Annotated in this window: 13 protein-coding genes; all 13 read right to left on the bottom strand. The window is 42.9% G+C overall.

Annotated features, from left to right (window positions below; translation table 11 throughout):
• Positions 1–12: 12 nt before the first annotated feature.
• The 13 genes from UB51_RS03460 to UB51_RS03400 all read right to left on the bottom strand — a co-directional run bounded on the left by UB51_RS03460 (position 13) and on the right by UB51_RS03400 (position 14,685).
• On the bottom strand, positions 13–2,241 hold the full coding sequence (locus UB51_RS03460; protein WP_044876093.1) for an HD family phosphohydrolase: 2,229 nt from the start codon (positions 2,239–2,241) through the stop codon (positions 13–15).
• A 14-nt stretch (positions 2,242–2,255) separates the two neighbouring features.
• Positions 2,256–3,227, bottom strand: coding sequence for a PhoH family protein (locus UB51_RS03455; protein WP_044876092.1), 972 nt, complete (start codon positions 3,225–3,227; stop codon positions 2,256–2,258).
• A gap of 6 nt (positions 3,228–3,233) precedes the next feature.
• A complete protein-coding gene (yqfD, locus tag UB51_RS03450; RefSeq protein WP_044876091.1) occupies positions 3,234–4,427 on the bottom strand; it encodes a sporulation protein YqfD in 1,194 nt (397 codons plus the stop codon).
• Positions 4,424–4,717 carry a sporulation protein YqfC gene (yqfC, locus tag UB51_RS03445; RefSeq protein WP_044876090.1) on the bottom strand — a complete coding sequence of 98 codons (294 nt, stop codon included), beginning with the start codon at positions 4,715–4,717 and terminating at the stop codon, positions 4,424–4,426. Before yqfC ends, yqfD begins: the two co-directional genes overlap by 4 nt.
• A 193-nt stretch (positions 4,718–4,910) precedes the next feature.
• Complete coding sequence (locus UB51_RS03440) at positions 4,911–5,453, bottom strand: hypothetical protein (protein WP_144406943.1); 543 nt, start codon at positions 5,451–5,453, stop codon at positions 4,911–4,913.
• 22 nt (positions 5,454–5,475) lie between these two features.
• Positions 5,476–6,474, bottom strand: coding sequence for a flotillin-like protein FloA (gene floA / locus UB51_RS03435; RefSeq protein ID WP_162484583.1), 999 nt, complete (start codon positions 6,472–6,474; stop codon positions 5,476–5,478).
• An 86-nt stretch (positions 6,475–6,560) separates the two neighbouring features.
• Complete coding sequence (locus UB51_RS03430; protein WP_044876087.1) at positions 6,561–7,934, bottom strand: NfeD family protein; 1,374 nt, start codon at positions 7,932–7,934, stop codon at positions 6,561–6,563.
• Positions 7,935–8,076: 142 nt separating this feature from the next.
• On the bottom strand, positions 8,077–8,520 hold the full coding sequence (locus UB51_RS03425; RefSeq protein WP_044876086.1) for a GatB/YqeY domain-containing protein: 444 nt from the start codon (positions 8,518–8,520) through the stop codon (positions 8,077–8,079).
• A gap of 15 nt (positions 8,521–8,535) precedes the next feature.
• Complete coding sequence (gene rpsU / locus UB51_RS03420; protein WP_044876085.1) at positions 8,536–8,709, bottom strand: 30S ribosomal protein S21; 174 nt, start codon at positions 8,707–8,709, stop codon at positions 8,536–8,538.
• 134 nt (positions 8,710–8,843) lie between these two features.
• Positions 8,844–9,206 carry a histidine triad nucleotide-binding protein gene (locus UB51_RS03415; RefSeq protein WP_044876084.1) on the bottom strand — a complete coding sequence of 121 codons (363 nt, stop codon included), beginning with the start codon at positions 9,204–9,206 and terminating at the stop codon, positions 8,844–8,846.
• Between the two features lie 225 nt (positions 9,207–9,431).
• Positions 9,432–9,770 (bottom strand): hypothetical protein, encoded by a 339-nt coding sequence (locus UB51_RS03410; protein WP_324607744.1) that lies wholly within the window; start codon positions 9,768–9,770, stop codon positions 9,432–9,434.
• Between the two features lie 322 nt (positions 9,771–10,092).
• A complete protein-coding gene (locus UB51_RS03405; protein WP_044876082.1) occupies positions 10,093–13,503 on the bottom strand; it encodes an SbcC/MukB-like Walker B domain-containing protein in 3,411 nt (1,136 codons plus the stop codon).
• Entirely contained in the window at positions 13,504–14,685 is a 1,182-nt protein-coding gene (locus UB51_RS03400; RefSeq protein ID WP_044876081.1) for an exonuclease SbcCD subunit D, read from the bottom strand.
• Positions 14,686–14,770 lie beyond the last annotated feature (85 nt).

Below are 14,770 nucleotides of genomic sequence, written 5' to 3'. Positions count from 1 at the left end.
AAATTCTCTGCCCTAAGATGTTTTCTTTATTTCTTCTGGATATTCAATTCGCGAATGGAATATGCCCATCACGCTTTCTTTGAGCGTTTTACCTATGATGTCTAATTCCTTCAAGGTCAGATCACATTCGTTGAATTGATGATCATCCAGCCGACTTTTTATAATTTTCTCAATCATCGTCTCGACCTGCTCCACCGTTGGATTTCGTAGCGAACGTACCGCTGCCTCTACACTATCCGCAATCCCTACCACAGCAGATTCCTTAGACTGGGCTTTGGGACCTGGATAACGGAAATCAAGCTCCGTGAAATCCGGTTCTTTGCCCTGTTCTTCTGCTTTTTTAAGTGCCTTTTGATAAAAGAAATGCAAGAATGTCGTCCCGTGGTGCTGCTCCGCGATATCCCTGATGGGCTTAGGAAGCTTATAGTCCTTCAACATTTCCACACCATCTCTAGCATGAGCAATGATAATCGACTTACTCAATTTAGGATCAATTGAATCATGCGGATTCTCCATGTTGTTCTGATTCTCAATGAAATAACTTGGGCGTTTAGTCTTCCCAATATCATGATAATAGGAACCTACTCTGCACAACAGTCCATCCCCACCGATTGCTTCCGCAGCAGCTTCTGACAGATTACCGACCATAACGCTATGATGGTAAGTCCCTGGCGTCTCTGTAAGTAACTTCCGCAACAAAGGATGATTAGGGTTGGATAATTCCACAAGCTTCAAGGCAGACAAAATACCGAATGTGACTTCAAAAAACGGCATGAGTCCGATAACAAGGATGGCTGTCAATAAGCCACTCGCAAACGCAAATCCAATCGTATACAACATTTGAATCTGATTCCATTCCCCAGCATCAATAAGTGTCAGAATGAAGACAACTAATGATCCGAAGAGACTTACCATAATCCCACCCTTAAGCAAAGAAGAACGTTGGCTCGCTCGATGAATGGCAAATATTGCAACATAGGAAACGGTCATAGTAAAAAATCCAACATTAAAATCAAACATTTGACCCTGGTTCACATTCAAGATGATACTTGAGAGAACACTAAAAACCATCGTACAAAAGAAAGCAAGTGTCATATCCAGCAGTAATGTGACTAACATGGCACCTACAGCTACAGGGGCTAGAAACCCGATATCAAAACTCACATTGTTTTGAATAATACCTATGACATTCATGGATACAATCGTGATCGTGAAGATAACAACAAGCATTAGTAATTGGGCATTATTATATTTAAATGTATGGGTACTAAAATGCCGAATAAACATATATAATCCAAAAGAAAGCAAAGCGGAAAGCATAAGCAACCCAAGCTGAGGCCAATAATTAACTTGATTCTTGAGAAGCTCATTCTCAGCTAAGAGCGTATAGATCTCCTCCGTTATCATCTGTCCCTTATTGACTAGAATATCTCCTTGCTTAACAAATACAGTCGCTGTATTCTCACGTGCCTGTACTTTGGCTTCCTTCGTCTTCTCATCGTCATAAAATTTATTTGCTGTAATCGCTAGTCGTGCAATTTCCTGCACTACTTCTCTGGATGTTCGTTGACTAAGAGCACTTGTACTCACCAGTTCCGCTACTTTAGCTCTTGCAGTCTGAGCATCGATTACCTGATCATTGTTTAGTTTAGAGACGATTTCTCGCGCAACAGGCTTCATCTCCTGAATATCCTCGCTGCTGAGTCTTGGAATCTTAATAAATGTCTCTTCTGGGATGCGATAGGTTTGCTGGTTAATGACTTGAAGCATTTCATCGATTAGCTTGGTCGAGTATGTATCCGAGCTCTTATTGGAGTTCACGAAATTCTGAACGAAATCCTGTGCCCGCTGAGGAATTTCTTGTCGATAAATAGAGACTTTATCTTGACTAGATACCTGGTCATCCTGATTTAAGCGATCAATTCGATCAAGAATTTGCACAGCTAAGCTGTCGTTACGTAATGGAATGATGCTATACATGGGCTGTACCTTATCAGCTGCCTCTTCCTGCGCTTTCAATGTCGCTTTATTATTCGGAAGTTGCATGGGAGACGTAATTTCTTTCTCACTACGTGTCCCGACCTGAATATCATATCGTTCAGGCAATAGTTGAGGTGCGAGACTAATATAGAATAACACCACTAGAAATAAAAACAGAGTATAGCGTGCCGTCACGCTATACTTAAGTCCTTTGTTTTTAGTTGACAATGATTTTTCAGTAAATAGTTGCTTCGAAGCCATAGAGACAATCCCCTCTATCCTTGGTTTTCTGCAGCTTGGTCGTAAGCGACTATAATCTTCTGTACCAACGAATGTCGGACCACGTCTTGTTCCGAGAAGTATACGAAACCAATCTCATCAATGACACTTAATATCGAGTTTGCTTCCACAAGCCCAGACTTTTTACCTCTTGGTAAATCAATCTGAGTCACATCACCTGTTATGACCATCTTGGAGCCAAATCCTAGCCGTGTCAGGAACATCTTCATCTGTTCAGGCGTTGTATTCTGTGCTTCATCCAAAATAATAAATGCATCTTCAAGCGTCCGTCCCCGCATATAAGCAAGGGGTGCAATTTCAATAAGTCCTCTCTCCAGAGATTTAGCCGTCTGGTCTGGACCCATGACATCAAATAAGGCATCATACAATGGCCGTAGATAAGGGTCCACCTTTTCCTGCAAGTCACCCGGAAGAAATCCTAAATTCTCTCCAGCTTCCACAGCTGGGCGAGTCAGAACGATCTTTTTAACAGAGCCTTCCTTCAGTGCAGCCACTGCTAGTACAACAGCCAAATATGTTTTCCCCGTTCCCGCAGGTCCGATAGCAAATACGATATCACGCTTCTTGATCGTCGTTACATAATGCTTCTGACCGATCGTTTTAACTCGAATCGGTTTCCCGCGATAAGTCGTCGTTATTTCACCCTTGAACAGATCTAGTAATTGATCCGCCCTGAAATCCTTAGCCAAGTCAATCGCATACAGCACGTCACGCTCCGTTAAAACGTATCCATTGCGGACAAGCTGAAGCATCACCTCGAACAATTGCTGTAGCATTTGTACTTCGCGGTCTTGACCACGAATGGTGATTTCAGCCTCACGAGAATCAATCTGTGCGGGTATTTGGGCCTCAATCATTTTTAGAAAAGTATCCTGGGGTCCGAATATAGCTAAGCCTTCCCCCGCGTTCTGAAGTGATATTTGTGTGCTGTGCGTATACTCTGACAAATAGCCTCATTCTCCTTGGTTATATACTATAGTTTGTTCTTCCGTTATCGTCTCTTCTACTTCAAAAAGCACTTTCATATAAACTTTACCATTCTCTTTCTTCTCATGCAAAATTTTTTGACTAATTACCTTAGAATCATTGCCATATTTCGCGAAAATATCACGGATAGCACCTTCAAGTCCTTGCTTTTTGGCTTCTTCGCCCGTAATTGTCTCACTTGTGATTTCTGTTTCCATTACTTTCTCTGTCATCCAACCTACAGGAAGCTTCAAAGAACGCCAAGTTAATGGGTCTTGTTCCTCTACTATATCATACTTCTCATAGGGAACTTTACCGTATCCCCAAAATTGAATACCCCGATTACCTAATACAAGGTACTTCCTATTTCTAGTATCCCCTGTGTATACCTTATGCTTCTGCACTATAGGCACTTGGATATTGTATTCATGCCACACTAAACCCTTCACATCACCTTTAGCTACAACCGCCTGTGAGTTCGCTTCATCACCAAGAAGACCGGAAATCAGTATCTGACCTTTCTTAACTCTAATATTCTTAGCTACAAGCGGACGTCCCTGCTCCGCATATATATTTGTAATCACCGCATCGCTTTTACTTACTAGATGCCTTGGGCTCACTAACGGCTTAGGCTCGGGTTCTGAAGCCTCTACAATGTGAATCGTGATACTCGTCCCTTTTTTATCTACACCGACCCAAGAAGTGCCAGGGAGCTTCATATTCAGCTCCTTAGATAGCTTGTCCAGATGCTTTAACCGGTAAGTCCACTGGAATGGACGTATCCCTTCTTTCTGAGCAGCTTCTAATATATCTTCTGTTGCTATCGTAACGTTGCCCACAACCTTCACATCCCAGATCAGAGAGGAGAGGAGAAAGAGTAACATAAAGAATGTAATTATCCCTACAGCAAAAAACTTACGCTGTTTAAGCCTTACCAGTTGAAAGGGAATACCTATCCGGTTCTTCACATGTACACGGCAGCCTGTCCGTTTCAACAAAGGGCGGAGATCATGAAAATCTTTCAACAGTACCTTCATTTCCGCTGTATTCGATCTAGACGGGCTTACATCCCAAACGTGAATACCCGATTGTGTCAAGGCATTAATAAATGATTCTATATTCCCTTTAGTAATTAATATAACAACATATCCACGTAAATGAGTTAGCGTTGGGATTTTCATTGATTCCCCTCCGTTCCTATGTACTTAACATTAGCAATCTTACCTTCTACCATCACTTCCTGTGGCATAATAGACCGAATCATCAGTTCCGAACCCTCCACCTCTAATGAGCCTTCGGTAAGCGAAAGAATTAACTTCTCTGGTGAGAAATGAAGCACACCCCGATGATTCTCGATAAGCAGCTCTTTATTACCGACCATTGTCAACCTAGGCAAATCAAATATGATATCCTGCGGCAAATCAAACATCTCATATGTCCAATTTCGCAGCTTACGGCTGATCCGGGTCATACGAATGTCTTCCCCTTTCCTGTACTGTAAACCATATGCGAGGATTATGATTTTTATGTAAGGATTTACGGCTTGAATGCTGTAAGATCAGGACAAATTCTATTTAGACATACAAAAAACCGATCTTTATATAAAAGATCGGTTTCTCGTACTTAAGAGGTGAAAACTTCAGTTCAACCTATATACATAGCGTTTATAATTTACGGCTAACGTATGCACGCTTAGCTCGTGGTGGACCTAATATCTCTGCCCAGACTACACCCGTTCTCAGATGCTCTGCATTGTAAACCTCAGATTGCCGATTCAATGAATCATCCGATAACCTATACGCATCTTCACCTTGAGCATCTCCCCCTGCAATCTTATCGAGAGCAGCAGTTACACGATTTATATCGTTCTGCATCATCTGCTGACGACCTTCCATCGAGTCTTCAAGCGAACTTTCCTGCCACATCTGGGATACCCCTTCACCACTCTCATATTCAGACGAGGATGAAGAGTGATATTCAGGAACATCTGTGAAGTGACGATCATCCATCTCCATCGTAGTTGAAGAAGTTGATGGATACTCATCTCTTTTATCGTCATTAGATCTAGCAGGACGCTCTACAACTTCACGTGGTCCACCGAATGTTGGCATGCCACTTGTCTTGTCTCCCTGCTTCGGCTTGTTTTTATTTCCAATTGCAGAATAAATAGCAAATCCGATAACAGCTATAAGCCAAATAATATTCATGGGATACATCATTCCCTACTTATTATTTTTTGGGATTGTTAGAACTATCTCCGCCGTCTCCCGTTTTGCCGATAGATCCTCTCATTTGAGTATCTGCCTCGATATTTTTGAGGTTCATGTAATCCATGACACCAAGCTGTCCTGAACGTAGCGCCTCTGCCATTGCAAGAGGTACGTCTGATTCAGATTCCACAACTTTTGCTCTCATCTCAATGACACGCGCCTTCATTTCTTGCTCTTGCGCTACAGCCATTGCACGACGCTCTTCAGCCTTCGCTTGAGCAATTCTCTTATCTGCTTCTGCTTGTTCAGTTTGAAGATACGCACCAATATTTTTACCGACATCCACATCCGCGATATCAATGGATAAGATTTCAAAAGCTGTCCCAGCATCCAACCCTTTGGATAGAACTGTACGAGAAATCATATCTGGGTTCTCTAATACATCTTTATGAGAATCACTAGAACCAACCGTTGTTACAATACCTTCACCGACACGAGCAATGATCGTCTCTTCACCCGCACCACCGACCAAACGATCGATGTTCGCACGTACGGTAACACGGGCTTTAACTTTGACTTCAATCCCGTTTCTCGCTACCGCAGCAACAATTGGTGTCTCAATGACACGTGGATTTACACTCATTTGAACAGCCTGTAACACATCACGACCGGCTAGATCAATCGCAGCAGCACGTTCGAATTCCAATGGAATATTCGCACGTTGAGCCGCAATCAATGCATTGACAACGCGGTCGACATTACCCCCTGCTAAATAGTGACTTTCCAACTGATTAATATCAAGTCCTAAACCAGCTTTCGTAGCCTTAATCATAGGGTTAACAATTCTGCTCGGTGTAACACGACGCAGCCTCATCGCTACCAATGTAATAATGCTAATACGTACACCTGATGACAGGGCCGCAATCCACAGCATAACTGGGAAAAAGCTGAAAAATACGCTTAAAATAATGATCGCCACTACAGCAATCAACAAAATAGGAATTAATGTCGCATCCATTATTTGTTCATCCTCCATTTTTCTATTTGGTATAACATAGTAAATCAGTATAATATAATACTTTGCTAGATTGTAACCCAGCTAGGCTAGTCAACAATCGGTTTAACAATAATACGAGAACCCTCAACCTTCACAACATGAATAGTCATGTTATTTCCGATAAACTCTCCATCGGTAACCACATCATAACGCTCTCCATCAATTAACACAGTTCCTGCAGGGCGAAGCGGTGTAACACTAACACCATTCTTACCCAATAAATTTTCCTTACTTGCAGATGGTATATAACCCTTTTCTTTGGTTAGTGCGTCATTCAGTATGAATCGATTCCATATACCACGTTTCTTAAAGACAACGGCTACAAGAATGATCACTATCAAAGCGGATACACTTGCAATTCCTAAGGATAAGGCAACATGAGAAGTACTGTAGGCTGCACGAACTACGCCAACAATAAGACTTGCAGACCCAAGTAAACCTAGTATACCGAAACTTGGAATAAACAATTCAAGTGCCATCATAACCAGTCCAATGATAAAGAGCACCCATGTCTCAGAGCCAGCGAATCCTGCCACATAGTTACCAAAGAAATAGAGGCCGAATCCAATAATACCCAGAATACCTGGAACTCCAAATCCAGGAACGATTAATTCAATAATCACACCTGCGATCCCCATAAAGAGAAGTAAGGTCATAACAACACGGTTGGTCAGAAATTCTGCTGCTTTCTCAGCACCCGTATGTTCAATACGAAACACATCATCTGTAGAATAGCCCATTATTGTAATGGCTTCTTCAACAGTATTAGCTATCCCATCTGCATAGCCAACTTTACGAGCCTGATCACTAGTCAGGGAAATAATATCTCCTTTTCCCTTGGTGTAATCGATTTCAGGCATCTCGACTACCATATTGACGTCAGTCATACCTTCAGCTATTTTAGCATTCCGTCCATTAATTTCAGCTGCACCTTTCATTTTGGACTTCCAAAATGCAACTGTCTTCGGATCTTCAATGGGATTACCTGTAACCCCATCCACCAGAACGGCTGCCCCGATCATACTCCCAGGTGCCATAACAATTTTGTTCGCATTTAAGGCAATGTAACTTCCAGCAGAAGCAGCATCACCATTTATGTATGCCACTGTCTCGATTGGGCTCTGACGAATCATCGTACTAATCTTCTCAGCTGTGTCGACCCGCCCGCCCGGGGTATTGATCTCAAGTACAATAAGTGATGCATTCATACTCTCGGCTTCCTTAAATCCCCGCTCCATGAATTTCTCAAGTCCTCTTTCGATAGCTTGATCCACCGGGATAATGTATACAGCCCCACTTTCAACACCTTCTTTAGGTGCTACTGTAGTCGCATTAACCGTTTCGCCTAGCACAGGGAGAATCAGACCTATTAGGAGTAAAGTCAGAACTAAGGATGACACGATTCTTTTCATTAAAGTCATAGCTATACCTCCTTCCTCTCTTATTTAAACCATCCCTCTAAGTATTATGTGTCCAACTTATGAGAGTTACTACGTTTCACTCCAATTGAGGTTTCAAAAAATAAAAAACACCCCTTAAGATCAAGGGATGTCTCTGTTATGTTTATTGCAGAAATTGTTGAACCACTTGGTTCACAAGTTTGCCGTCAGCGAGTCCCTTTACCTTAGGCATTAGGGCACTCATCAATTTCCCCATCTCGGCTTTCGAAGAAGCACCGGTTTCATGGATGGTCTGCTGTACAATGACTTTAATTTCTTCTTCAGAAAGCTGGGTTGGGAGATACTGGCTAATTATATCAATTTCTACTTTCGCATTTGCGGCAAGTTCATCGCGTCCTGCTTTTTCATACTCATAGAGGGCATCTTTGCGCTGTTTGATTTCACGACCTAAGATATCAAGCACTTCGTTGTCATCCAAAGCTCTTTTCAAATCTATTTCAAGATTCTTTATAGTCGAACGAACCATTCGAATGGTGGAGAGTGTGAATTTATCTTTACTCTTCATTGCTTGCTTCATGTCTTCGTTCAATCGCTCGCTAAGATTCATGATTGTAAAATCCTCCTAAAACTTTCTCTTACGAGCAGCCTCAGACTTTAGCTTACGCTTTACGCTTGGCTTTTCATAATGCTTGCGTTTTTTCACCTCAGCCAAGACGCCATCTTTAGCGATGGAACGTTTAAAGCGACGAAGTGCAGCATCGATTGTCTCATTTTTACGAACTTTCGTTTCAGACACCAGTTTTCCCTCCCTCCGACCAGACCGTCCAAGAGTATAACACGGTTCATCAACTTATATTATATGTGAAAGAGAAATAGAGTGTCAACCTACAACTTTTTTTTTATGAAATACTTATACTCAGAATTAAAAGATTACGATTGATGAGAGCTGGAATTACCAGTAAGTGCACCTATTTGGGCTCCTCCGAGTAAATGATAGTGAAGATGTTGTACTGCTTGTCCACTATCGGGTCCACAATTATTAATCAGTCTATAACCAGATTCATTGACACCAAGATCCTTAGCCACTTGCTGTGCCACTTGATGCATTTCAGCAATTAAGGATAGATCTTCCTTACCTACTTCGTTCATGGAATCGATATGTTTCTTAGGTATGATTAACACATGCACAGGAGCTGCCGGCACAATATCATGGAATACCAATATATTCTCGTTCTCAAATACTTTCTTTGAAGGAATGCTACCCTCGACAATTTTGCAAAATAAACAATCCATTTACTCCGCCTCCTTAATTAATTACATATATTACATCATAACGGATTCAGCATCCAATCGTCCAATAGACATATACAAAAAAACGGCTTCACCGTCCTTAAAGAAACGGTAACCGTTTCTCTTAGAAATATAAACAAAGTACAGCGACAGTTTAACCTTCCTTATATTGTAAAAGACCGTCACCAATTAACCCAGGGACGGTCTTCGAATTAAAACAATGCTATTTCAGTAATAAGGCAACAAGCTTAGTGCCGTCAGTGCAGTAAGCGGCAAAATCAAACGGTTGAATCTTCGGATACCATATGGGGGATAGCCAGGATATCCTGGATACCCAAACCCTAGACCGACCCCTGGATAGGGGTAAAAGCCTTGAGCCAAGGCTCGCGTCTGAATCCCTGGGTAACCTCCAAAATTGCCATGATGCCCAACAGAACATTCCGGATGACCTGCATTTTCTGAACCGATCTGTTCATTGTGAGGCATTTCATGACCAACTGGAATAGCTAAGTATAACTGCTCGTCATCCACACTCTCCACAAACCCATCGAAAGCTCTTCCGTCCACTATCCATACTCGCACGTAACGGTGAATATGCTCACAACACAATTTTTTGGGATCTAAGTTTTCCATTTCATCTAATCCTCCTAATACTCCATGAACGTCTACTCACATCATATTCAGGTCTGGGCGGATAGATCCTAAAAACGCAAAAAAAAGAAGCACTAATTAGCAATACATGCTAATTGTCGTTCAGACTTATGTCAGGAAAATACATTTCCTATTCATAAATCCATCCTCAGTGCTTCAAAAGATGTCGGCTTTATGTCTGTATTATAACAACAGGTTGTTACTGTTACTGTGATGTACATCATAATCCATAAAAGCTCTACATATTTTCTTTAATAATGCGAGAACCGCCCCCAGCATGCTCAGCAGGGAGAACGACAAGCTTACGTGGTAGTCTTGCCCTTAACTCAGGAACATGACTAATAATACCAACGGATAAATGATCACTATGAAGTCGTTCCAACGATGTAATAACCATCTCTAGCAGCTCCGGATCAAGTGTTCCAAAACCTTCATCCAAGAAAAAGAATTGAAGCGGATACTGACCACGAAGTTGAATTTGCGCGGATAAGGCAAGTGCGAGAGATAACGATGTCAAGAATGTCTCCCCGCCAGACAAAGTGGACACAGGTCTACGTATTCCCCCATTCGTATCATCACGAATAACAAATCCTCCACCAGAATCTACTTCTAGAGAATATCGCTGTCTTGTAAGAAAGCGAAGGCGCTGGGAAGCATCCTGACTAACTTGCATAAGTTGCTCTTCGGCAATATATTCAACAAAAGCATTCCCGCGTAAGCAGGATTGAAGCTTGGAAAGCTGTTCCCCTTTGGCTCGCTTCTCTACTCGCATTTCCTCAAGTTGCTTCCATCGTCCGTGTCTATGCTCCACATCTTCTAAATCACGTTCTGCTCTCGCTCGAGCTTGGACTGCCTGTTCATCTGCATTTCGACTTTCATCCAACAACCGAGAGCTTTCATTCCATTCTTCTTCAGTTAAAGAAGCCCCTGCTAACTTGTCTTCTATGTGACGTAGCTTCATGACTATTTCTTGCTCTTGTTCTCGATGCCGTCTAACCTGTTCTGCGTACCGTACTTCTTCTTCACTTTGCAGACAGCAACGCTCAACGTCTTCCGGAGTAGACAACGGTGAAGCTTCTAACTGCTGCAGCCATCGTATGCTTGAGGCCTCGCTATGCTCTGCTGCTGATTCAACAGCCTGCTGTGCCATAACCAGTAACTTCATTGCTTCATGCTTCGCCTCTTCAGCGGTGTGACGCAGTTGCTTAGAGTGGTCAACTGCTAGCTGCAAACTTTGTAATTGTTGTCTGCATTCTAAGAGGAGGTCTTTAGCAGAACCCTCACCAATCCAAGAGAGTAACTTCTGATCTTGCTCGTGTAGTTGCTCCATCTTTCCCTGCCACTGAGTATTCAACTGAATAAGCGACTTATCCAGTTCCCTCATTTGCTGTTCAATGGATTGAACCGACGTTGTCTTACTATCTATGAAAGGAATACTAACCTCAAGCCGCTCTTTGATTGCATCAGCTTCTTTATCTTTTTCCTGCATTGCCTTAAATCTCAACTCAGATTCTGCCATAGGTAGTTCAGGAAAGTCATGATTCCAGGTTTGTTGTAACTTAGCCAATTCTGCTGTAACCTGTTCAAGCTTTGATTTCGTTTGCTCGTAGAAGCTCCGCTGCGCTTCTGCTTCCGCAGTAAATTTCAAATGTAGTTGCTGAAGCTTGTCCGATCTCTGCTTCCATTTAACGGTTTCCTGCCTTAACGTTGTTATAGCATTTGAGCTTACTGCGGTTTCTTCCTCCAACTGATTCAATTGACTCTCCCAATTCTCTACCGAGAATGAAAGAGGTATCGTTACATTGTCGATAGCTTCAACAGCTGCTGCCACCAGTGATTCCTGATATATAGCAGGCTCAATAATCACGGATTCAAGTATCGTTTTACCTTCATGTGCAAGTTGTCGCAAAGTAAAGCCAAGCTCTCTCATTCGTGAATGTAATGGACGGATCGCGTCCGTCTGTGCTAATCCTATCCATTCAGCTGAACGATTATCCACAGGATGCGGATGTTGGTCAGAACCACACACAGGACATGGATGTCCTTCCTCAAGTTGCGCTGCTAACGTTAATGCTAGAGCTTGAGATTCCTGTCGCTTGAGCTGTTGACGAAGCTGTTCTTCCTCTACTTCCAACCGAAGAATTGCTTGTTTAACCCCATTATCCTGCTCCGATAGATTTGTTATAAGAGAAGAAATATTATCAATAAAGCTCATGTTCATTTCATGAAGCTCAGTTTGTCCTTGCTGAACCTCAACTAGTCTAGACGATACCTCTGCAAGCTTGCGTTCTTGTACTAAGCATTCCTTGATTATCGTTTGCTCTTGCTCTTCATACGAATGAATCAATTGTCTGCGCTGCACAGCTCGCCCAAGAATATCTCGATCCTGAGAACGGACCTCTAGTTTCTTTAACGTGGTCTGGAGTTCTGTTTGCCTTTTCTGTCCCTTAATAAGCAACTCCTGCTCTTTCGCAAGCATCGCTTGAAGATCAGAGTGAAGGGTTGTAGTCTCTACTCTCTTCTTGTCTATTTCCCGACATTCGGACCTAAGAGCATCTCGCTCCTGTTGAAGTTTCACAGCCTGCTCCAATTGATCTTGTCTTATCCGTAGCTTGGGTTCTTCATTGGATAGCTTTACCTGCGCCGCATCATCCGTTTGAATGGCACGAAGCGCTGACTCTTCTGATCCCTTTGCTCTTAACTGTAATTCATTGAATTTAGTTGTACGAATCTCGTACTCGCGTTTACTCTCCTGCCACTGCGTCAACAACGGCATTAATTGCTGTGCCACTTTAGCCTTCGTTAGCCTGTCCTCCAATGAAATAATCTCACCTTCTACAGAGGTTAGCTCTTTCAGTTGTGCCTGACTATGGTTTCGCTCAATCTGCCATTCCCAAACCTTAGAGAGTTGCTGTGATTGAAGAGTCATCTCATTAAATTTTCGCCGAGAAATATCAGCATATACAACAGACTGTTCTAGCTGTTTCTTCACTTCGTCCAATGCTTCACGCCCTGCATTGCCAAGGCCTTGCTGCTCTGCTTCTATCGTCTTTAGAGAAGACTCATTCTCTTTGACACGTCGACTAAGCTTCTGTCCCAATTGATCGCCATACTGCTCTAGGTGGAACAAACGCTGTAACATTTGCCTACGTTCAGTTCCTTTTAAAGACAAGAACTCGGCAAATTTCCCTTGAGGTAGAACGACTGCCCGTGTGAAATCATCCATTTTGAGTCCAAGTTTATCCTCCACACAGCGTGTCACTTCTACTAGTTTGTCTGCAACAACCTGATCTCCCTCTGGCGTTATTTCAATAAAACGACTGATAGTATTACTAATAGAAAGCTCATTCGATCTTTTGAAACGCCGCTCCACACGATATTGCTCTGGTCCTGCGGATGAGTTCAGCTCAAAAGTAAATGAGACAAATAGAGAATCTTCGGAATGATTCATGATCCCTTGTGTTCCGTTAATCGCTCTCTCTACCTTGCCATATAAAGCAAGTGTAATAGCATCAAGTAATGTGGATTTCCCACTACCTGTAGGCCCAAATATACCAAACAAGCCCATCTGTGTTAAGTCCTCGAAATCAATCTGCTGTACTTCACGATAACTTTGTAGTCCGGAGAGTTTCAGTGTGATCGGCTTCATCTATACGTCCCCTTCTTCCTGAGCAGTGGAATCTTCCTCGATCAAATCAAGGAATAATTGAACCATTCCATCATCTGGCTCTGCTCCCCCTGTCTGACGCTGGTAAAACTTGCGAAACAGCTCATGAATGGGCATACGTGAACGTTCGGTATCCAGTTCTGCCACTTCCATTTCTGGATAAATGGGACGGATATGTACCAAACCTTCACGACTTTTACGCAGTCTTTGAATCTCGCCAAGTGACATCGCTTCTGTCAAAGTGATTTCTAGATCGATAAAAGCACGGTCATCCTGTCCCTCGTCTAACCAACGATATACTTCCTCTAAGCCACTCTTAGCTTTCCAACGAACAAGCGGTCGTCCACAAGATAGAAATATTTCCTCAAAACGCGGTTGCCCGCCCCCAGGAGATATGTCCAGCATTGCAACTGATTTCGCTTGCCCTGCCTCAGAGAAACTATAAGCCAGCGGTGAGCCACTATACCTAACCATTCCATCTCCCTTCACCGCTTGCGAGCGATGAAGATGACCTAACGCAGTATATTGAGCACCTATAGACAGAGCTGATGGATCTACCGTGTAAGCTCCTCCTACCTGAATCGGACGCTCCGAGTCAGATTCTACACCACCTAATACATAGATATGACTCATAGCTAAATTCACAGTCTGTGGTGTGAATTCGCGAGCTAACATCTCCATTAACTTGCCGACACGAGCGCTGTATGCCCGTCTCAAATCCTCTTCACTGCCCTCTACCATAAGGAGTTCATTAAGCCGAGCTTCAGAAGGATAAGGAAGTGCAGCGATTTTGGCAATTTCGCCTGTTCGAATGGCTTGAACGGTTATGGCATTCGCTACAGGTAATCCCACTAAAGTTATGCCTTGCCTAGTGACAAGCGGAGATACAGAAGACACACGCTCTGGCTGGTCATGATTACCTGCTATGACAACCAAGGGACGTCCATCCGCAGTCAACCTTGCAGCTGCCTCATAGAAGAGCTGCTCTGCAGCAGCAGGTGGATTGACAGAGTCATACACATCTCCTGCCATGAGAATTACGTCTGCTTGTTGGTCGTCAGCCATTCTCACTAGCTCATCGACGAAATCCTCCTGTTCTTTCATGCGACTTCGTCCCTCTAGCGTGCGACCGAAATGCCAATCGCCAGTATGCAATATTCGCATATCATCTCTCCTCTTTCATTTTCTTCGTGATCAATAGATAACTTTTTGAACAACCTCTTAAAATGCGAGCTCAAAAAGTCGACTA

The sequence above is a fragment of the Paenibacillus sp. IHBB 10380 genome, assembly GCF_000949425.1.
Taxonomy (GTDB): domain Bacteria; phylum Bacillota; class Bacilli; order Paenibacillales; family Paenibacillaceae; genus Paenibacillus_AQ.
Note: the sequence above shows the minus strand (reverse complement) of the source record. Positions and strands in the feature narration are given on the sequence as shown.

Coding starts and splice junctions, on each gene's coding strand:
- UB51_RS03460 (WP_044876093.1), bottom strand. CDS start 2,241: ATGGCTTCGAAGCAACTATTTACTGAAAAATCATTGTCAACTAAAAAC.
- yqfD (WP_044876091.1), bottom strand. CDS start 4,427: ATGAAAATCCCAACGCTAACTCATTTACGTGGATATGTTGTTATATTA.
- yqfC (WP_044876090.1), bottom strand. CDS start 4,717: ATGACCCGGATCAGCCGTAAGCTGCGAAATTGGACATATGAGATGTTT.
- UB51_RS03440 (WP_144406943.1), bottom strand. CDS start 5,453: ATGAATATTATTTGGCTTATAGCTGTTATCGGATTTGCTATTTATTCT.
- floA (WP_162484583.1), bottom strand. CDS start 6,474: ATGGATGCGACATTAATTCCTATTTTGTTGATTGCTGTAGTGGCGATC.
- UB51_RS03430 (WP_044876087.1), bottom strand. CDS start 7,934: ATGACTTTAATGAAAAGAATCGTGTCATCCTTAGTTCTGACTTTACTC.
- UB51_RS03425 (WP_044876086.1), bottom strand. CDS start 8,520: ATGAATCTTAGCGAGCGATTGAACGAAGACATGAAGCAAGCAATGAAG.
- UB51_RS03415 (WP_044876084.1), bottom strand. CDS start 9,206: ATGGATTGTTTATTTTGCAAAATTGTCGAGGGTAGCATTCCTTCAAAG.
- UB51_RS03405 (WP_044876082.1), bottom strand. CDS start 13,503: ATGAAGCCGATCACACTGAAACTCTCCGGACTACAAAGTTATCGTGAA.
- UB51_RS03400 (WP_044876081.1), bottom strand. CDS start 14,685: ATGCGAATATTGCATACTGGCGATTGGCATTTCGGTCGCACGCTAGAG.